The organism is Pseudomonas sp. MYb327 (assembly GCF_040438925.1).
In the GTDB taxonomy this organism is placed as follows: domain Bacteria; phylum Pseudomonadota; class Gammaproteobacteria; order Pseudomonadales; family Pseudomonadaceae; genus Aquipseudomonas.
The window spans coordinates 5,781,569-5,799,104 of record NZ_CP159258.1; the positions used below are offsets into that span (position 1 = coordinate 5,781,569).

Annotated in this window: 24 protein-coding genes; all 24 read left to right on the forward strand. The window is 54.8% G+C overall.

Annotated elements, in window-relative coordinates; genetic code table 11:
- Positions 1-27 precede the first annotated feature (27 nt).
- The 24 genes from rpoC to rpsE all read left to right on the forward strand — a co-directional run bounded on the left by rpoC (position 28) and on the right by rpsE (position 17,534).
- On the forward strand, positions 28-4,227 hold the full coding sequence (rpoC, locus tag ABVN21_RS26115) for a DNA-directed RNA polymerase subunit beta' (protein ID WP_007984408.1): 4,200 nt from the start codon (positions 28-30) through the stop codon (positions 4,225-4,227).
- A 216-nt stretch (positions 4,228-4,443) separates the two neighbouring features.
- The gene (gene rpsL, locus ABVN21_RS26120; RefSeq protein ID WP_003186084.1) at positions 4,444-4,815 is read left to right on the forward strand and encodes a 30S ribosomal protein S12; all 372 of its coding nucleotides are present in this window, start codon (positions 4,444-4,446) and stop codon (positions 4,813-4,815) included.
- Between the two features lie 119 nt (positions 4,816-4,934).
- Positions 4,935-5,405 carry a 30S ribosomal protein S7 gene (gene rpsG / locus ABVN21_RS26125; RefSeq protein WP_002555493.1) on the forward strand — a complete coding sequence of 157 codons (471 nt, stop codon included), beginning with the start codon at positions 4,935-4,937 and terminating at the stop codon, positions 5,403-5,405.
- 30 nt (positions 5,406-5,435) lie between these two features.
- Entirely contained in the window at positions 5,436-7,541 is a 2,106-nt protein-coding gene (fusA, locus tag ABVN21_RS26130) for an elongation factor G (protein ID WP_150704930.1), read from the forward strand.
- A 30-nt stretch (positions 7,542-7,571) separates the two neighbouring features.
- Positions 7,572-8,765, forward strand: a complete 1,194-nt coding sequence (gene tuf, locus ABVN21_RS26135; protein ID WP_338583422.1) for an elongation factor Tu — start codon at positions 7,572-7,574, stop codon at positions 8,763-8,765.
- A 157-nt stretch (positions 8,766-8,922) separates the two neighbouring features.
- Positions 8,923-9,234 carry a 30S ribosomal protein S10 gene (rpsJ, locus tag ABVN21_RS26140; RefSeq protein WP_003186070.1) on the forward strand — a complete coding sequence of 104 codons (312 nt, stop codon included), beginning with the start codon at positions 8,923-8,925 and terminating at the stop codon, positions 9,232-9,234.
- A gap of 80 nt (positions 9,235-9,314) precedes the next feature.
- Positions 9,315-9,950, forward strand: coding sequence for a 50S ribosomal protein L3 (gene rplC / locus ABVN21_RS26145; RefSeq protein WP_003186059.1), 636 nt, complete (start codon positions 9,315-9,317; stop codon positions 9,948-9,950).
- A gap of 12 nt (positions 9,951-9,962) precedes the next feature.
- Positions 9,963-10,565 (forward strand): 50S ribosomal protein L4, encoded by a 603-nt coding sequence (rplD, locus tag ABVN21_RS26150; RefSeq protein WP_003228735.1) that lies wholly within the window; start codon positions 9,963-9,965, stop codon positions 10,563-10,565.
- A complete protein-coding gene (gene rplW / locus ABVN21_RS26155; protein WP_002555488.1) occupies positions 10,562-10,861 on the forward strand; it encodes a 50S ribosomal protein L23 in 300 nt (99 codons plus the stop codon). Before rplD ends, rplW begins: the two co-directional genes overlap by 4 nt.
- 14 nt (positions 10,862-10,875) lie before the next feature.
- On the forward strand, positions 10,876-11,700 hold the full coding sequence (gene rplB, locus ABVN21_RS26160; RefSeq protein ID WP_008018194.1) for a 50S ribosomal protein L2: 825 nt from the start codon (positions 10,876-10,878) through the stop codon (positions 11,698-11,700).
- Between the two features lie 16 nt (positions 11,701-11,716).
- Positions 11,717-11,992: a 30S ribosomal protein S19 gene (gene rpsS / locus ABVN21_RS26165; RefSeq protein ID WP_002555486.1), complete on the forward strand. Its 276-nt coding sequence runs from the start codon at positions 11,717-11,719 to the stop codon at positions 11,990-11,992.
- Between the two features lie 11 nt (positions 11,993-12,003).
- Complete coding sequence (gene rplV / locus ABVN21_RS26170) at positions 12,004-12,336, forward strand: 50S ribosomal protein L22 (RefSeq protein WP_003103908.1); 333 nt, start codon at positions 12,004-12,006, stop codon at positions 12,334-12,336.
- Between the two features lie 13 nt (positions 12,337-12,349).
- Positions 12,350-13,036: a 30S ribosomal protein S3 gene (gene rpsC, locus ABVN21_RS26175; protein ID WP_003176422.1), complete on the forward strand. Its 687-nt coding sequence runs from the start codon at positions 12,350-12,352 to the stop codon at positions 13,034-13,036.
- Positions 13,037-13,048: 12 nt separating this feature from the next.
- Entirely contained in the window at positions 13,049-13,462 is a 414-nt protein-coding gene (gene rplP, locus ABVN21_RS26180; protein ID WP_003228729.1) for a 50S ribosomal protein L16, read from the forward strand.
- A complete protein-coding gene (gene rpmC, locus ABVN21_RS26185; RefSeq protein ID WP_002555481.1) occupies positions 13,462-13,653 on the forward strand; it encodes a 50S ribosomal protein L29 in 192 nt (63 codons plus the stop codon). Before rplP ends, rpmC begins: the two co-directional genes overlap by 1 nt.
- A 2-nt stretch (positions 13,654-13,655) precedes the next feature.
- Positions 13,656-13,922: a 30S ribosomal protein S17 gene (gene rpsQ / locus ABVN21_RS26190; protein WP_003176419.1), complete on the forward strand. Its 267-nt coding sequence runs from the start codon at positions 13,656-13,658 to the stop codon at positions 13,920-13,922.
- A gap of 23 nt (positions 13,923-13,945) precedes the next feature.
- On the forward strand, positions 13,946-14,314 hold the full coding sequence (rplN, locus tag ABVN21_RS26195) for a 50S ribosomal protein L14 (protein ID WP_002555479.1): 369 nt from the start codon (positions 13,946-13,948) through the stop codon (positions 14,312-14,314).
- A gap of 11 nt (positions 14,315-14,325) precedes the next feature.
- The gene (rplX, locus tag ABVN21_RS26200; RefSeq protein WP_003176416.1) at positions 14,326-14,640 is read left to right on the forward strand and encodes a 50S ribosomal protein L24; all 315 of its coding nucleotides are present in this window, start codon (positions 14,326-14,328) and stop codon (positions 14,638-14,640) included.
- Positions 14,641-14,662: 22 nt separating this feature from the next.
- Positions 14,663-15,202 carry a 50S ribosomal protein L5 gene (gene rplE, locus ABVN21_RS26205; protein WP_003210069.1) on the forward strand — a complete coding sequence of 180 codons (540 nt, stop codon included), beginning with the start codon at positions 14,663-14,665 and terminating at the stop codon, positions 15,200-15,202.
- A 13-nt stretch (positions 15,203-15,215) separates the two neighbouring features.
- The gene (gene rpsN / locus ABVN21_RS26210) at positions 15,216-15,521 is read left to right on the forward strand and encodes a 30S ribosomal protein S14 (RefSeq protein ID WP_003176414.1); all 306 of its coding nucleotides are present in this window, start codon (positions 15,216-15,218) and stop codon (positions 15,519-15,521) included.
- Positions 15,522-15,730: 209 nt separating this feature from the next.
- Positions 15,731-16,123 carry a 30S ribosomal protein S8 gene (rpsH, locus tag ABVN21_RS26215; protein ID WP_017848802.1) on the forward strand — a complete coding sequence of 131 codons (393 nt, stop codon included), beginning with the start codon at positions 15,731-15,733 and terminating at the stop codon, positions 16,121-16,123.
- Between the two features lie 12 nt (positions 16,124-16,135).
- Positions 16,136-16,669 (forward strand): 50S ribosomal protein L6, encoded by a 534-nt coding sequence (rplF, locus tag ABVN21_RS26220; protein WP_003176412.1) that lies wholly within the window; start codon positions 16,136-16,138, stop codon positions 16,667-16,669.
- A gap of 10 nt (positions 16,670-16,679) precedes the next feature.
- The gene (gene rplR / locus ABVN21_RS26225; RefSeq protein ID WP_003186037.1) at positions 16,680-17,030 is read left to right on the forward strand and encodes a 50S ribosomal protein L18; all 351 of its coding nucleotides are present in this window, start codon (positions 16,680-16,682) and stop codon (positions 17,028-17,030) included.
- A 3-nt stretch (positions 17,031-17,033) separates the two neighbouring features.
- Positions 17,034-17,534 carry a 30S ribosomal protein S5 gene (gene rpsE, locus ABVN21_RS26230; RefSeq protein WP_003186035.1) on the forward strand — a complete coding sequence of 167 codons (501 nt, stop codon included), beginning with the start codon at positions 17,034-17,036 and terminating at the stop codon, positions 17,532-17,534.
- Positions 17,535-17,536: the final 2 nt, after the last annotated feature.

The window sequence follows — 17,536 nt, forward strand, 5'->3', positions numbered from 1 at the left end:
CTCTCTGCTCCGCCAGGAGGAAAGGCCTTGAAAGACCTACTGAATTTGCTGAAAAACCAGGGTCAAGTCGAAGAGTTCGACGCCATCCGTATCGGATTGGCATCGCCTGAGATGATCCGTTCGTGGTCGTTCGGTGAAGTTAAAAAGCCGGAAACCATCAACTACCGTACGTTCAAACCTGAGCGTGACGGCCTGTTCTGCGCCAAGATCTTTGGCCCGGTAAAGGATTACGAGTGCCTGTGCGGTAAGTACAAGCGCTTGAAGCACCGTGGTGTGATTTGCGAGAAGTGCGGCGTAGAAGTTGCGCTGGCAAAAGTTCGTCGTGAGCGCATGGCGCACATCGAACTGGCCTCGCCAGTTGCCCACATCTGGTTCCTGAAATCGCTGCCGTCCCGTATCGGCTTGCTGATGGACATGACTCTGCGTGATATCGAACGCGTTCTCTATTTCGAGAGCTATGTCGTTATCGATCCAGGCATGACCACCCTTGAAAAAGGTCAGCTGCTGAACGACGAGCAGTACTTCGAAGCGCTGGAAGAGTTCGGCGACGATTTCGATGCCCGCATGGGTGCCGAAGCTGTTCGCGAGCTGCTGCACGCTATCGACTTGGAACACGAGATTGGCCGTCTGCGTGAAGAAATTCCGCAAACCAACTCCGAAACCAAAATCAAGAAGCTGTCCAAGCGTCTGAAGTTGATGGAGGCCTTCCAAGGTTCCGGCAACCTGCCAGAGTGGATGGTGCTGACCGTTCTGCCGGTTCTGCCGCCAGATCTGCGTCCACTGGTCCCGCTGGATGGCGGTCGCTTCGCGACTTCCGACCTCAACGATCTGTATCGTCGAGTGATCAACCGTAACAACCGTTTGAAGCGCCTGCTGGATCTGTCCGCTCCGGACATCATCGTGCGCAACGAAAAGCGTATGTTGCAGGAAGCTGTCGATGCACTGCTCGACAACGGTCGTCGTGGCCGCGCTATCACTGGTTCCAACAAGCGTCCTCTGAAATCCCTGGCTGACATGATCAAGGGTAAGCAGGGTCGTTTCCGTCAGAACTTGCTCGGTAAGCGTGTTGACTACTCTGGTCGTTCGGTAATTACCGTAGGCCCGACCCTGCGTCTGCACCAGTGCGGTCTGCCGAAGAAAATGGCTCTCGAGCTGTTCAAGCCGTTCATTTTCGGGAAACTGGAAATGCGTGGTCTCGCGACCACCATCAAAGCTGCCAAGAAGATGGTCGAGCGCGAACTGCCTGAGGTTTGGGACGTTCTCGCTGAAGTGATCCGCGAACACCCGGTTCTTCTCAACCGTGCACCGACCCTTCACCGTCTGGGCATCCAGGCGTTTGAACCGGTACTGATCGAAGGTAAGGCTATCCAGCTGCATCCTCTGGTCTGTGCTGCGTACAACGCCGACTTCGACGGCGACCAAATGGCCGTGCACGTACCGCTGACGCTGGAAGCCCAGCTGGAAGCGCGTGCGTTGATGATGTCGACCAACAACATTCTGTCGCCAGCCAACGGTGAGCCAATCATCGTTCCGTCGCAGGACGTTGTATTGGGTCTGTACTACATGACTCGTGAAGCGATCAACGCCAAGGGCGAAGGTCGTGTGTTCGCGGATCTGCAGGAAGTTGACCGTGTGTTCCGTGCCGGCGAAGCCGCACTGCACGCCAAGGTCAAAGTGCGGATCAACGAAACCGTCAACGACCGTGATGGCGGCAGCGTGACCAACACCCGTATCGTCGACACCACTGTCGGCCGTGCGCTGTTGTTCCAGGTTGTGCCAAAAGGTCTGTCGTACGACGTCGTCAACCTGCCGATGAAGAAAAAGGCGATCTCCAAGCTGATCAACCAGTGCTACCGCGTGGTTGGTTTGAAAGAGACCGTGATCTTCGCTGACCAGTTGATGTACACCGGTTTTGCTTATTCGACCATTTCCGGCGTTTCCATCGGCGTTAACGACTTCGTTATCCCGGATGAAAAAGCCCGCATCATCGGTGCTGCCACCGACGAAGTGAAAGAGATCGAAAGTCAGTACGCCTCCGGCCTGGTAACCCAGGGCGAGAAGTACAACAAAGTGATCGACCTTTGGTCCAAGGCGAACGACGAAGTTTCCAAGGCGATGATGGCCAACCTCTCGAAAGAGAAAGTCATCGACCGTCATGGCGTCGAAGTCGACCAAGAGTCTTTCAACTCGATGTACATGATGGCCGACTCGGGCGCACGGGGTTCTGCTGCGCAGATCCGTCAGCTGGCCGGTATGCGTGGCCTGATGGCCAAGCCGGACGGCTCCATCATTGAAACGCCGATTACTGCGAACTTCCGTGAAGGTTTGAGCGTACTTCAGTACTTCATCTCCACTCACGGTGCTCGTAAAGGTCTGGCGGATACCGCGTTGAAAACGGCTAACTCCGGTTACCTGACTCGTCGTCTGGTTGATGTTGCACAAGATCTGGTTGTAACCGAGATCGATTGCGGCACCGAGCACGGCCTGCTGATGACTCCGCACATTGAAGGCGGTGACGTTGTAGAGCCGTTGGGTGAGCGCGTATTGGGTCGTGTTATTGCCCGTGACGTATTCAAGCCAGGTACCGAGGACGTCATCGTTCCTGCCGGCACTTTGGTAGACGAGAAGTGGGTCGAGTTCATCGAGCTGAACAGCATCGACGAAGTGATCGTGCGTTCGCCGATCAGCTGCGAAACCCGCTACGGCATTTGCGCCAAGTGCTACGGCCGTGACTTGGCTCGTGGTCACCAGGTGAACATCGGTGAAGCTGTCGGCGTAATCGCTGCACAGTCGATCGGTGAACCGGGTACCCAGCTGACGATGCGTACGTTCCACATCGGTGGTGCGGCAAGCCGGACCTCCGCAGCTGACAGCGTTCAGGTGAAGAATGGCGGTACCGTCCGTCTGCACAACCTGAAGCACGTTGAACGAGTGGATGGTCACCTGGTTGCTGTGTCCCGTTCCGGTGAGCTGGCGATCGCTGATGACTTCGGTCGTGAGCGTGAGCGTTACAAGCTGCCGTACGGTGCTGTAATTTCGGTTAAAGAAGGTGACAAGGTCGACGCTGGCGCAATCGTGGCCAAGTGGGATCCGCACACTCACCCGATCGTTACCGAAATGAAAGGTACCGTGACCTACGTGGGCATGGAAGAAGGCATCACGATCAAGCGTCAGACTGACGAATTGACCGGTATGACCAACATTGAAGTACTCGACGCCAAAGACCGTCCAGCTGCCGGTAAAGACATCCGTCCTGCCGTGAAGATGGTCGACGACAACGGCAAGGATCTGTTGCTGCCAGGCACTGACGTTATCGCTCAGTACTTCCTGCCAGCCAACGCCCTGGTCGGTGTGGCGGACGGTGCGAAGATTGCGATCGGTGATGTTATCGCTCGTATTCCGCAAGAAACTTCGAAGACCCGTGACATCACCGGTGGTCTGCCGCGTGTTGCCGACTTGTTCGAAGCTCGTCGTCCGAAAGAAGCGTCGATTCTGGCTGAAGTCAGCGGCACCATCGCGTTCGGTAAAGAGACCAAAGGCAAGCGCCGTCTGGTTATCACCCCGAACGACGGTAGCGATCCGTATGAAGAGCTGATTCCGAAGTGGCGTCACCTGAACGTCTTCGAAGGCGAACAAGTGAACCGTGGCGAAGTTATCTCCGACGGTCCAAGCGATCCACACGACATCCTGCGTCTGCTGGGTGTGAGTGCGCTGGCCAAGTACATCGTTAACGAGATCCAGGACGTTTACCGTCTGCAGGGCGTGAAGATCAACGATAAGCACATCGAGACCATCCTGCGTCAGATGCTGCGTAAAGTTGAAATCGCTGAATCCGGCGATTCCAGTTTCATCAAGGGCGACCAGATGGAATTGACTCACGTTCTGGTAGAGAACGAGCGTTTGAGCGGCGAAGACAAATTTGTCTCCAAGTTCACTCGCGTTCTGCTGGGTATCACCAAGGCGTCGTTGTCCACCGAATCGTTCATCTCGGCGGCTTCCTTCCAGGAAACCACCCGCGTATTGACCGAAGCGGCGGTAACCGGCAAGCGCGACTACCTGCGCGGCCTGAAAGAAAACGTGGTCGTGGGTCGTCTGATCCCGGCTGGTACCGGCCTGGCTTATCACAGCGAGCGTAAGCGTCGTCGTGATGCAGACAAGCCGTTGCGCGTAAGCGCCAGTGAAGTGGAAGCTGCACTGACCGAAGCGCTGAACTCTAGCGGTAACTGAGTTCTGCGATAAATGAGCGTGGGGCCCTGGCAGCTCCGTTCATCGAATCGAGACAATTTGTCGAGGTTGGATGAACGGGGAGGTCGGGGCCTTGCCTTGACTGGGGACAAGATCCTCTTTAGACTCTTGTACCCCTAAATTTGGCAGGGATTCATTCCTGCCATTTTGCTTTTCTTGCAAGACAATAGCGTCGCAAGACAACAGTGGAGCTAGTAGATGGCAACTATCAACCAGCTGGTACGTCAGCCGCGTAAGCGTATCGTCGAGAAATCCGACGTACCTGCGCTGCAGAACTGCCCGCAACGTCGTGGCGTGTGCACCCGTGTGTACACCACCACGCCGAAAAAACCTAACTCGGCACTGCGTAAAGTATGCCGTGTGCGTCTGACCAACGGTTTCGAGGTTTCCTCGTACATCGGTGGTGAAGGCCACAACCTGCAAGAGCACAGTGTGGTACTGATCCGCGGCGGTCGTGTAAAAGACTTGCCAGGTGTTCGTTACCACACCGTTCGCGGTTCTTTGGATACTTCCGGCGTTAAAGGTCGTAACCAGGGTCGTTCGAAGTACGGTACCAAGCGTCCGAAGTAATGGCTGCTTGCTGTTAAAAACTGATTTCTATTTTTCTGAGTCGATAAGAGTAAGGTCGGAGGCGTCCCGTAATGGGCACCGATTCCGAGCGAACCTGAAGACCGTTTGAGGGCTTATCCATGCCAAGAAGACGCGTAGCAGCCAAGCGCGAAGTGCTTGACGATCCAAAATACGGAAGCCAAATTCTGGCCAAGTTCATGAACCACGTAATGGAAAGCGGCAAGAAAGCCGTTGCCGAGCGTATCGTTTATGGCGCGCTGGAAAAGGTTAAAGAACGCAAGAACAGCGACCCCCTGGAAATCTTCGAGAAAGCTCTCGACGCCATCGCTCCGCTGGTCGAAGTAAAGTCGCGCCGTGTAGGCGGTGCTACTTACCAGGTTCCGGTTGAAGTTCGTCCGTCCCGTCGTAACGCTCTGGCAATGCGCTGGTTGGTAGACTTCGCCCGGAAGCGTGGCGAGAAGTCTATGGCTCTGCGTTTGGCTGGCGAACTGTTGGACGCTGCCGAAGGTAAAGGTGCTGCAGTTAAGAAGCGTGAAGACGTGCACCGTATGGCTGAAGCTAACAAAGCTTTCTCGCACTACCGCTTCTAATTTTAGCGTCACTAATTTTGCGAGGGCTTTATGGCTCGTACTACACCGATTAATCGCTACCGTAACATTGGTATCGTTGCTCACGTGGATGCTGGTAAAACCACCACCACCGAGCGCGTCCTTTTTTACACTGGCAAAAGCCACAAGATGGGCGAAGTGCATGATGGCGCTGCGACCACCGACTGGATGGTTCAGGAGCAGGAGCGTGGTATTACCATTACTTCTGCTGCCATTACCGCCTTTTGGCAGGGTTCTGCGAAGCAGCACAAGGACCAATACCGCTTCAACGTTATCGATACCCCGGGCCACGTAGACTTCACTATTGAAGTTGAGCGTTCCCTGCGCGTACTCGACGGCGCGGTGGTAGTGTTCTGTGGTACTTCCGGCGTTGAGCCGCAGTCCGAAACCGTATGGCGTCAAGCCAACAAATACGGTGTTCCACGTATCGTTTACGTGAACAAAATGGACCGTGCCGGCGCGAACTTCCTGCGCGTGATCGCTCAGATCAAGCAGCGCCTGGGTCACACCCCGGTGCCTATCCAGTTGGCTATCGGTTCCGAAGATAACTTCCAGGGTCAGATCGATCTGATGACCATGGAAGCGGTTTACTGGAACGATGCTGATAAAGGCATGACTCCACGTCGCGAAGCTATCCCTGCTGAATTGCAGGAACTGGCTGAAGAGTGGCGCAGCAACATGGTTGAGGCTGCGGCTGAAGCCAGTGAAGAGCTGATGAACAAGTACCTCGAGGGCGAAGAGCTCTCCATCGAGGAAATCAAGGCCGCTCTGCGTCAGCGTACTATCGCTGGTGAGATCGTTCTGGCTGTTTGCGGCTCTTCCTTCAAGAACAAGGGTGTTCCCCTGGTTCTCGACGCCGTTATCGACTACCTGCCTGCTCCTGTCGACATTCCTGCTATCAAGGGTTCCAACCCTGATAACGAGGAAGAAGAGATGGAGCGTCATGCAGACGACAACGAGCCGTTCTCGGCTCTGGCGTTCAAGATCGCTACCGACCCATTCGTGGGTACTTTGACCTTCGTCCGCGTTTACTCGGGCGTGTTGGCATCCGGCGACGGCGTGATCAACTCGGTTAAAGGCAAGAAAGAGCGCGTGGGTCGTATGGTGCAAATGCACGCAAACGCCCGTGAAGAAATCAAGGAAGTACGCGCTGGTGACATCGCGGCCTTGATCGGCATGAAGGACGTCACCACTGGTGAAACTTTGTGCAACGCTGACAAGCCAATCATCCTGGTTCGCATGGACTTCCCGGAGCCGGTTATTTCGGTTGCCGTTGAGCCTAAGACCAAGGATGACCAGGAAAAAATGGGTATCGCTCTGGGCAAGCTTGCTCAGGAAGACCCGTCTTTCCGCGTCAAAACTGATGAAGAGACTGGTCAAACGATCATCTCTGGCATGGGCGAGCTGCACCTGGACATCCTGGTTGACCGGATGCGCCGTGAGTTCAACGTCGAAGCCAACATCGGTAAGCCTCAGGTTTCGTATCGTGAACGCATCACGAAGAATTGCGAAATCGAAGGCAAGTTCGTTCGTCAGTCCGGCGGTCGTGGCCAGTTCGGCCATTGCTGGATCCGTTTTGCTCCTGCTGACGAAGGTCAGGAAGGTCTGCAATTCGTGAACGAAGTAGTGGGTGGTGTGGTTCCTAAGGAATACATCCCGGCTATCCAGAAGGGTATCGAAGAGCAGATGAAGAACGGCGTAGTTGCCGGCTATCCGCTGATCGGCCTGAAGGCTACCGTGTTTGATGGTTCTTACCACGACGTCGACTCGAACGAGATGGCGTTTAAGGTGGCTGCTTCCATGGCGACCAAGCAACTGGCCCAGAAGGGCGGTGGTGAGTTGCTTGAGCCGATCATGGCGGTAGAGGTTGTTACGCCTGAAGACTATATGGGTGACGTGATGGGCGACCTGAACCGTCGTCGCGGCATGATTCTGGGTATGGAAGATACGGTTTCCGGTAAGGTGATCCGTGCTGAAGTTCCGTTGGGCGAGATGTTCGGTTATGCGACCGACGTTCGTTCGATGTCCCAGGGTCGCGCAAGCTACTCTATGGAATTCAAAAAATACAATACGGCTCCGTCGCACATCGTCGAAACCGTTACCAAAAAACAAGGCTGATTCAGTCCTTTAGGCAAGGAGTTAATTGTCGTGGCTAAAGAAAAATTTGATCGTTCCCTACCGCACGTCAACGTTGGCACCATCGGTCACGTTGACCACGGTAAAACCACTCTGACCGCAGCTCTGACTCGCGTTTGCTCCGAAGTTTTCGGTTCGGCAATCGTTGATTTCGATAAGATCGACAGCGCTCCAGAAGAAAAAGCTCGTGGTATCACCATCAACACCGCGCACGTCGAGTACAACTCGAAGATCCGTCACTACGCTCACGTTGACTGCCCAGGTCACGCTGACTACGTGAAGAACATGATCACCGGTGCTGCCCAGATGGACGGCGCGATCCTGGTTTGCTCGGCCGCTGATGGTCCGATGCCTCAAACCCGTGAGCACATCCTGCTGTCCCGTCAGGTAGGCGTTCCGTACATCGTGGTTTTCCTGAACAAGGCTGACCTGGTAGACGACGCTGAGCTGCTGGAACTGGTTGAGATGGAAGTTCGCGACCTGCTGTCCACCTACGACTTCCCGGGCGATGACACTCCAATCATCATCGGTTCGGCTCGTATGGCGCTGGAAGGCAAAGACGACAACGAAATGGGCACCACTGCCGTTCGTAAACTGGTTGAAACTCTGGACAGCTACATCCCAGAACCAGAGCGTGCTATCGACAAGCCATTCCTGATGCCAATCGAAGACGTATTCTCGATTTCGGGTCGTGGTACTGTTGTGACCGGTCGTATCGAGCGCGGTATCGTTCGCGTTCAGGATCCGCTGGAAATCGTTGGTCTGCGCGACACTACCGTCACCACCTGCACCGGTGTTGAAATGTTCCGCAAGCTGCTCGACGAAGGTCGTGCTGGCGAGAACTGCGGCGTTCTGCTGCGTGGCACCAAGCGTGACGACGTTGAGCGTGGTCAGGTTCTGGTTAAGCCAGGTTCGGTTAAGCCGCACACCAAGTTCACCGCAGAAGTTTACGTTCTGAGCAAGGAAGAAGGCGGCCGCCACACTCCGTTCTTCAAAGGCTACCGTCCACAGTTCTACTTCCGTACTACTGACGTGACTGGTAACTGCGAGCTGCCAGAAGGCGTTGAAATGGTAATGCCAGGTGACAACATTCAGATGACTGTTACGCTGATCAAAACCATCGCGATGGAAGACGGTCTGCGTTTCGCTATCCGTGAAGGCGGTCGTACCGTCGGCGCTGGCGTCGTAGCCAAAATCATCGAGTAATCTCTTTTTTGAGATGGCTTTGATGCTTTGAAGAAGCCCCCGCTCAGCGGGGGCTTTTTTATTGGGTTGACACCTATCTGGGGCGTCTATAGAATTGCGCCTCCTTTTAACGGGCGTATTGCGCCCGGTGGGAATAGCAGCCGGAGTCTGAAATCCAATGCAAAATCAGCAAATCCGTATCAGGTTGAAGGCTTTCGACCATCGCCTGATCGACCAATCAACCCAGGAAATCGTGGAAACCGCGAAACGTACTGGTGCTCAAGTGCGTGGTCCAATTCCACTGCCTACCCGTAAAGAGCGGTTCACCGTTCTGGTCTCCCCGCACGTCAACAAAGACGCGCGTGACCAGTACGAGATCCGTACTCATAAGCGCGTTCTGGACATCGTCCAGCCAACGGATAAAACCGTTGACGCACTTATGAAGCTTGATCTTGCGGCCGGTGTGGAAGTGCAGATCAGCCTCGGCTAAGACTCGGTCTTAGTCGTGTAACGCTCTGAAATGGGCGGCCATAGCGGGTGAAAGCCCCGTACACTCATGAGGTTTACAACATGACTATTGGTGTAGTCGGTCGTAAATGCGGTATGACCCGTATTTTCACCGAAGAAGGTGTCTCCATTCCGGTCACGGTCATTGAGATCGAGCCGAATCGCGTCACCCAGTTCAAAACTGAAGAGACCGATGGCTATCGTGCAGTGCAAGTCACTGTCGGCGAGCGTCGTGCTTCGCGTGTAACAGCAGCTCAGGCTGGCCACTTCGCTAAAGCGAACGTTGCCGCTGGTCGTACCGTAATGGAATTCCGCCTTGAAGAAGGCGAGTACCAGGCCGGCGATCTGATCAACGCTGAAATCTTCGCCGCTGGCCAACTGGTTGATGTAACCGGTCAGTCCAAAGGTAAAGGCTTCCAGGGTACGATCAAGCGTTGGAATTTCCGCGGGCAAGATAACACCCACGGTAACTCCGTATCCCACCGCGTTCCAGGCTCTATCGGCCAGTGCCAGACTCCTGGTCGTGTATTCAAGGGCAAAAAAATGTCCGGTCATATGGGCGCTGAGCGCGTGACCGTGCAGTCCCTCGAAGTAGTGCGCGTGGACGCTGAACGCAATCTGTTGTTGGTCAAGGGCGCTGTTCCTGGCGCTACTGGCGGCAACTTGGTTGTACGTCCAGCAGCCAAGGCTCGCGGTTAAGGGGAAGCTGACATGCAATTAAATGTAAATGACGCTCAAGCGATCGAAGTTTCCGAACTGACATTTGGCGGCGAATTCAACGAGACGCTGGTTCACCAAGCAGTCGTGGCCTACATGGCCGGCGGCCGTCAAGGTAGCAAGCAGCAAAAGACCCGTTCCGACGTTCGTGGTGGCGGTAAGCGCCCATGGCGTCAGAAAGGTACTGGCCGCGCTCGTGCCGGTACTATCCGTAGCCCAATCTGGCGTGGCGGCGGTACCACTTTCGCAGCTCGTCCTCAGGATCACTCTCAGAAGCTGAACAAGAAGATGTATCGCGCAGCAATGCGTTCCATCCTTGCTGAGCTGGTGCGTACTGATCGTCTGGTCGTGGTTCAGGATTTCGCCGTTGAAACGCCGAAAACCAAAGACCTGCTGGGCAAACTGAACAACATGAGCCTGACCGACGTTCTGATCGTGTCGGACGCTGTTGATCAGAACCTGTACCTGGCTGCTCGTAACCTGCCACACGTAGATGTACGTGACGTGCAAGGTTCCGATCCAGTTAGTCTGATCGCATACGACAAGGTGTTGATCACCGTGTCGGCCGTGAAGAAATTCGAGGAGCTGCTGGGATGAACCAGGAACGCGTATTTAAAGTTCTGCTTGGCCCGCACGTTTCCGAGAAGGCTACGGTTCTGGCAGACAAGAAAGGCCAGTTCGTTTTCAAGGTTGCTACTGACGCAACCAAGCTGGAAATCAAGAAGGCCGTCGAAAGCCTGTTCAGCGTGAAAGTAGAGCGTGTTACTACCCTGAATGTTCTGGGTAAGAGCAAGCGCACTGCTCGCGGTCTGGGCAAGCGTAATGACTGGAAGAAGGCAGTTATCTCCCTTCAGCCAGGCCAAGATCTCGATTTCAGCAGCAGTGCTGAGTAAGGAAGGGGTGCATCATGGCAATCGTTAAATGCAAACCGACTTCCCCTGGCCGCCGTTTTGTGGTCAAGGTGGTCAACCAGGAGCTGCATAAAGGCGCTCCTCACGCACCGCTGCTCGAGAAGAAGTCGAAGACTGGTGGTCGTAACAACAATGGCCGTATTACCACTCGTCACATCGGTGGTGGTCATAAGCAGCATTACCGTATGGTCGATTTCCGTCGCAACGACAAAGATGGCATCGTCGCCACTGTCGAGCGTATCGAATACGATCCAAACCGTACTGCTCACATCGCACTGCTCTGCTACGCAGACGGCGAGCGCCGCTACATCATCGCCCCTAAGGGTGTGAGTGCTGGCGACACGCTGATCGCAGGTGCCCTGGCTCCAATCAAGCCAGGCAACGCTCTGCAACTGCGCAACATTCCAGTCGGTTCTACCGTACACGGCATCGAACTGAAGCCAGGTAAGGGCGCACAGATCGCTCGTTCCGCTGGTGCTTCGGCTCAGCTGATCGCTCGTGAAGGCGTGTACGTTACCCTGCGTCTGCGTTCCGGTGAAATGCGTAAAGTCCTGGCTGAATGCCGTGCGACCCTGGGCGAAGTCTCGAACTCCGAGCACAGCCTGCGTTCGCTGGGTAAAGCTGGTGCCAAACGCTGGCGTGGCGTTCGCCCAACCGTTCGTGGTGTTGCCATGAACCCGGTTGACCACCCACATGGTGGTGGTGAAGGTCGTACCTCTGGTGGTCGTCATCCGGTATCGCCATGGGGCTTCCCGACTAAGGGCGCGAAGACTCGTGGTAATAAGCGTACCGACAAAATGATCGTCCGTCGTCGCAAGTAAATAGAGGGATACGACAGTGCCACGTTCTCTGAAAAAAGGTCCTTTTATCGATCTTCACCTACTGAAGAAGATCGAAGTGGCGGCGGAAAAGAATGATCGCAAACCGGTGAAAACCTGGTCGCGTCGTTCGATGATCCTGCCACAAATGGTCGGTCTGACCATCGCAGTACACAACGGTCGTCAACACGTCCCAGTTCTCGTTAACGAAGACATGGTCGGCCACAAACTGGGCGAGTTCGCCGGTACCCGCACTTATCGTGGGCACGTGGCAGACAAGAAAGCCAAGCGTTAAGGGGTTAGGAAATGGAAGTAGCCGCTAAGTTGTCGGGCGCTCGAATCTCCGCCCAGAAAGCCCGCTTGGTCGCCGACCAGATCCGCGGGAAGAAGGTGGGCGAAGCGCTCAACCTGTTGGCTTTCAGCAGTAAGAAAGCCGCCGAGATCATGAAGAAAGTGCTGGAGTCGGCCGTAGCCAACGCCGAGCATAACGAAGGCGCAGACGTTGATGACCTGAAGGTCAGCACCGTTTTCGTCAACGAAGGGCGTTCGCTGAAGCGCATCATGCCACGTGCCAAAGGCCGTGCTGATCGCATCGTCAAGCGGTCTTGCCATATCACTGTCAAGGTTGCTGACAAGTAACGGAGTCGAAGAGATGGGTCAGAAAGTACATCCCATTGGCATTCGCCTGGGAATCGTCAAGGAGCACACCTCCGTCTGGTACGCAGACGGTCGGACTTATGCGGACTACTTGTTCGCTGATCTGAAGGTGCGTGAGTATCTCCAAGACAAACTAAAAAGCGCGTCCGTAAGCCGTATCGATATCCATCGTCCGGCACAAACTGCACGTATCACCATCCACACCGCTCGTCCAGGTATCGTTATCGGGAAGAAAGGTGAAGATGTTGAGAAACTGCGTCAGGACCTGACCAAGCAAATGGGTGTGCCTGTGCACATCAATATCGAAGAGATCCGCAAGCCGGAACTCGACGGTATGCTGGTTGCGCAGAGCGTAGCTCAGCAGCTGGAGCGTCGCGTAATGTTCCGTCGCGCTATGAAGCGCGCTGTACAGAACGCAATGCGCATTGGTGCCAAAGGCATCAAAATCCAAGTGAGCGGTCGTCTCGGCGGTGCTGAAATCGCACGTACTGAATGGTATCGCGAAGGTCGTGTGCCATTGCACACCCTGCGTGCCGACATCGACTATGCCAACTACGAAGCTCACACCACTTATGGTGTGATCGGTGTAAAGGTTTGGATCTTCAAAGGCGAAGTAATTGGTGGTCGCCAAGAAGAACTGAAACCACAAGCACCAGCGCCTCGTAAAAAAGCTGCTAAGTAAGGGGTACGCCAAATGTTGCAACCAAAGCGTACGAAGTTCCGCAAGCAAATGACTGGTCACAACCGTGGCCTGGCATTGCGCGGTAGCAAAGTCAGCTTCGGCGAGTTCGCGCTGAAGTCTGTTGCTCGTGGTCGTCTCACCGCTCGTCAGATCGAGTCAGCGCGTCGTGCTCTGACCCGTCACGTAAAACGTGGCGGCAAGATCTGGATCCGTGTATTCCCGGACAAGCCGATCTCCAAGAAGCCTCTCGAAGTGCGGATGGGTAAAGGTAAGGGTAACGTGGAGTACTGGGTTGCCCAGATTCAGCCAGGCAAAGTCCTGTATGAAATCGAGGGTGTTTCTGAAGAGCTGGCGCGTGAGGCTTTCGCCCTGGCTGCTGCAAAGCTGCCGCTCGCCACCTCCTTTGTTAAACGGACGGTGATGTGATGAAAGCGAATGAACTTCGTGAAAAATCCGCACAGCAGCTGAACGAGCAACTGCTCGGCCTGCTGCGCGACCAGTTCAATCTGCGTATGCAGAAAGCAACTGGCCAGTTGGGGCAGTCTCATCTGCTCTCGCAAGTTAAGCGTGACATCGCTCGCGTGAAGACTGTGCTCAACCAGCAGGCAGGTAAGTAATCATGGCTGAAGCCGAAAAAACTGTCCGTACGCTGACTGGCCGTGTTGTCAGCGACAAGATGGACAAAACCATCACCGTTCTGATCGAGCGTCGCGTTAAGCACCCGATCTACGGTAAATACGTTAAGCGTTCGACTAAGCTGCACGCGCACGACGAAACCAATCAGTGCCACATCGGCGACAAAGTCACTATTCGTGAAACTCGTCCTTTGGCCAAGACCAAGTCTTGGGCGCTGGTTGATGTTCTCGAACGCGCTGTGGAAGTCTAAGGACTAGGGGTCGGAGAAATTATATGATTCAGACTCAATCCATGCTCGATGTGGCCGATAACAGCGGCGCTCGCCGCGTTATGTGCATCAAGGTGCTGGGTGGCTCCCATCGTCGTTACGCTGGTATCGGTGACATCATCAAAGTTACCGTGAAGGAAGCAATTCCTCGCGGTAAAGTGAAAAAAGGCCAAGTGATGACTGCTGTTGTAGTCCGCACTCGTCACGGCGTACGCCGTGCTGATGGCTCCATTATCCGCTTTGATGGCAACGCTGCTGTTCTTCTGAACAACAAGCAAGAGCCGATCGGCACCCGTATCTTTGGGCCAGTGACCCGTGAACTTCGTACTGAGAAGTTCATGAAGATCGTCTCGCTCGCCCCAGAAGTGCTGTAAGGAGATCCGACATGCAAAAGATTCGTCGTGACGACGAGATCATCGTGATCGCCGGCAAAGACAAAGGTAAGCGCGGTAAGGTGCTTAAGGTTCTCGCTAACAACCGTCTGGTTATTGGTGGTCTGAACCTGGTCAAGCGTCATACCAAGCCTAACCCGATGTCGGGCGTGCAGGGCGGTATCGTCGAGAAAGAAGCTCCGCTGGATGCTTCTAACGTCGCCATTTTCAACGGCGAAACCAACAAGGCTGACCGCGTTGGTTTCAAAGTAGAAGACGGCAAGAAAATTCGTGTCTTCAAGTCGACCCAAAAAGCGGTTGATGCTTGAACACTGCTAGGTAGATGAGACCATGGCACGACTAAAAGAGATTTACCGGAAGGAAATTGCTCCGAAACTTAAGGAAGAACTTAAGCTTTCGAACGTAATGGAAGTTCCGCGCGTTACCAAAATCACCCTGAACATGGGTCTGGGCGAAGCGATCGGCGACAAAAAAGTCATCGAGCACGCTGTTGCTGACCTTGAAAAGATCACCGGCCAGAAAGTCGTTGTGACCTACGCTCGGAAATCCATCGCTGGCTTTAAAGTCCGTGAAGGTTGGCCGATCGGTGTCAAAGTGACCCTGCGCCGTGAGCGTATGTACGAGTTCCTGGATCGTCTGCTGTCGATCTCCCTGCCTCGGGTTCGCGACTTCCGCGGCCTGAATGCCAAGTCCTTCGATGGTCGTGGTAACTACAGCATGGGCGTGAAAGAGCAGATCATCTTCCCGGAAATCGACTACGACAAGATTGATGCTCTCCGCGGTCTGGATATCACCCTGACCACCACTGCCAAGAACGATGATGAAGGCCGCGCTCTGCTGCGTGCGTTCAAATTCCCGTTCCGCAACTGATTGGAGTAGGACCATGGCCAAGATGAGCATGAAAAACCGCGAGCTGAAGCGTCAGCTCACGGTTGCCAAGTACGCCAAGAAGCGTGCAGCACTGAAAGCAATCATCGTTGATCTGAACGCAAGTCCAGAAGCACGTTGGGAAGCTACAGTAGCTCTGCAGAAGCAGCCACGTGACGCAAGCGCTTCGCGCATGCGTAACCGCTGCCGCCTGACTGGTCGTCCACACGGCGTTTACCGCAAGTTCGGCCTCGGCCGTAACAAACTGCGTGAAGCGGCAATGCGTGGTGACGTACCTGGTCTGGTTAAAGCCAGCTGGTAAGTACTGTCAAAGTCTCGGTGTTCAGGTTCGCAAGATCCTGACCACCGGTGGCCTTGAATCTGAATCAAGCCCCTTTTGGGGCTTGATTCATTTCTGGGGTGTGTCTAGAATACCCGGCTCGCCTGAGCCCGTGTTTTATACGCTCGGAGATTCTCGGCGACACGTAGTAGCCGCAAGGCTAATTTTTCTGTATTAGGAGCGTCTAGCCCATGAGTATGCAGGACCCGTTAGCGGACATGCTAACTCGAATCCGTAATGCCCAGATGGCTGAAAAGTCCGTCGTAAGCATGCCATCTTCTACTTTGAAGGTGGCTGTTGCCAAAGTCCTGAAGGACGAAGGTTACATTGCGGGTTATCAGATCAGCAGCGAAATCAAACCACTGCTGTCTATCGAGCTGAAATATTTCGAAGGCCGTCCGGTTATCGAAGAAGTGAAGCGCGTTAGCCGTCCAGGCCTGCGTCAGTACAAGTCCGTCGAAGATCTGCCGAAAGTTCGTGGCGGTCTCGGTGTGTCTATCGTCTCCACCAACAAGGGTGTGATGACTGATCGTGCTGCGCGCGCTGCCGGTGTCGGCGGCGAAGTTCTTTGCACTGTGTTCTAAGGGGGGATAAGCATGTCTCGCGTCGCTAAGAACCCCGTTAAGCTGCCAGCCGGTGTCGAAGTAAAATTCGCAGGCCAACAGCTTTCGGTGAAGGGTGCCAAGGGCACTCTCGAACTGAACATCCATTCGTCCGTTGAGATCGTTGAAGAAGCTGGTGAGCTGCGTTTCGCTGCTCGCAATGGCGATCAACAGACTCGCGCAATGGCTGGTACCACTCGTGCGTTGGTAAACAACATGGTCCAAGGCGTAAGCCAAGGCTTCGAGCGCAAGCTCCAGCTGGTCGGTGTTGGTTACAAAGCGCAAGCTAAAGGCACAGTGCTGAACCTGGCTCTTGGCTTCTCGCACCCAGTGGATTACGAACTGCCGGAAGGCATCACCGCTGAGACTCCTAGCCAGACCGATATCCTGATCAAGGGCATCGACAAGCAGCTGGTAGGTCAAGTGGCCGCCGAGATCCGCGACTTCCGTCCACCAGAGCCGTACAAAGGCAAAGGTGTGCGCTACGCGGACGAAGTCGTCCGTCGTAAAGAAGCCAAGAAGAAGTAGGGCATAGCAAATGACCGACAAAAAAGTTACTCGACTGCGTCGCGCTCGCAAAGCACGCCTGAAAATGCACGAACTCGAAGTCGTGCGTCTCTGCGTGTTCCGCTCTTCGCAGCACATCTACGCCCAGGTCATTTCGGCCGACGGCAACAAAGTCCTGGCATCTGCCTCGACTTTGGATAAAGAACTGCGTGATGGCGCCACTGGCAACATCGACGCGGCCACTAAGGTTGGCCAGCTGGTCGCTACGCGTGCTAAGGCCGCTGGCGTCTCGCAGGTGGCTTTCGACCGCTCTGGCTTCAAGTACCACGGCCGCGTTAAAGCGCTGGCTGATGCTGCTCGTGAAGCTGGGCTGGAGTTCTAAGTTATGTCAAATAACGACCAAAAGCGCGACGAAGGCTACATCGAGAAGCTGGTTCAAGTTAACCGCGTAGCCAAAACCGTTAAAGGCGGCCGTATCTTCACTTTCACCGCGTTGACCGTGGTTGGTGATGGTAAGGGCCGTGTTGGCTTCGGCCGTGGCAAGTCGCGTGAAGTGCCTGCTGCGATCCAGAAGGCAATGGAAGCTGCTCGCCGCAACATGATCCAGGTTGATCTGAACGGCACCACTCTGCAGTACGCAATGAAGTCCGCTCACGGCGCTTCGAAGGTGTACATGCAGCCTGCTTCTGAAGGTACCGGTATCATCGCTGGCGGCGCAATGCGTGCCGTTCTCGAAGTTGCTGGCGTTCAGAACGTTCTGGCCAAGTGCTACGGCTCGACTAACCCGGTAAACGTGGTTCACGCCACTTTCAAGGGTTTGAAAGCAATGCAGTCTCCTGAATCCATTGCCGCCAAGCGTGGCAAAAGCGTCAAGGAGATCTTCTGATC

Bases quoted from the DNA above. Each gene is read 5' to 3' on its own strand.
- rplD (WP_003228735.1), top strand. From the start codon at position 9,963: ATGCAATTAAATGTAAATGACGCTCAAGCGATCGAAGTTTCCGAACTG.
- fusA (WP_150704930.1), top strand. From the start codon at position 5,436: ATGGCTCGTACTACACCGATTAATCGCTACCGTAACATTGGTATCGTT.
- rpsH (WP_017848802.1), top strand. From the start codon at position 15,731: ATGAGTATGCAGGACCCGTTAGCGGACATGCTAACTCGAATCCGTAAT.
- rplP (WP_003228729.1), top strand. From the start codon at position 13,049: ATGTTGCAACCAAAGCGTACGAAGTTCCGCAAGCAAATGACTGGTCAC.
- rpsG (WP_002555493.1), top strand. From the start codon at position 4,935: ATGCCAAGAAGACGCGTAGCAGCCAAGCGCGAAGTGCTTGACGATCCA.
- rplF (WP_003176412.1), top strand. From the start codon at position 16,136: ATGTCTCGCGTCGCTAAGAACCCCGTTAAGCTGCCAGCCGGTGTCGAA.
- rplV (WP_003103908.1), top strand. From the start codon at position 12,004: ATGGAAGTAGCCGCTAAGTTGTCGGGCGCTCGAATCTCCGCCCAGAAA.
- rpmC (WP_002555481.1), top strand. From the start codon at position 13,462: ATGAAAGCGAATGAACTTCGTGAAAAATCCGCACAGCAGCTGAACGAG.
- rplE (WP_003210069.1), top strand. From the start codon at position 14,663: ATGGCACGACTAAAAGAGATTTACCGGAAGGAAATTGCTCCGAAACTT.
- rpsE (WP_003186035.1), top strand. From the start codon at position 17,034: ATGTCAAATAACGACCAAAAGCGCGACGAAGGCTACATCGAGAAGCTG.
- rplB (WP_008018194.1), top strand. From the start codon at position 10,876: ATGGCAATCGTTAAATGCAAACCGACTTCCCCTGGCCGCCGTTTTGTG.
- rplW (WP_002555488.1), top strand. From the start codon at position 10,562: ATGAACCAGGAACGCGTATTTAAAGTTCTGCTTGGCCCGCACGTTTCC.
- rpsL (WP_003186084.1), top strand. From the start codon at position 4,444: ATGGCAACTATCAACCAGCTGGTACGTCAGCCGCGTAAGCGTATCGTC.
- rpsJ (WP_003186070.1), top strand. From the start codon at position 8,923: ATGCAAAATCAGCAAATCCGTATCAGGTTGAAGGCTTTCGACCATCGC.
- rplC (WP_003186059.1), top strand. From the start codon at position 9,315: ATGACTATTGGTGTAGTCGGTCGTAAATGCGGTATGACCCGTATTTTC.
- rplX (WP_003176416.1), top strand. From the start codon at position 14,326: ATGCAAAAGATTCGTCGTGACGACGAGATCATCGTGATCGCCGGCAAA.
- rpsQ (WP_003176419.1), top strand. From the start codon at position 13,656: ATGGCTGAAGCCGAAAAAACTGTCCGTACGCTGACTGGCCGTGTTGTC.
- rplR (WP_003186037.1), top strand. From the start codon at position 16,680: ATGACCGACAAAAAAGTTACTCGACTGCGTCGCGCTCGCAAAGCACGC.
- rplN (WP_002555479.1), top strand. From the start codon at position 13,946: ATGATTCAGACTCAATCCATGCTCGATGTGGCCGATAACAGCGGCGCT.
- rpsN (WP_003176414.1), top strand. From the start codon at position 15,216: ATGGCCAAGATGAGCATGAAAAACCGCGAGCTGAAGCGTCAGCTCACG.
- rpsC (WP_003176422.1), top strand. From the start codon at position 12,350: ATGGGTCAGAAAGTACATCCCATTGGCATTCGCCTGGGAATCGTCAAG.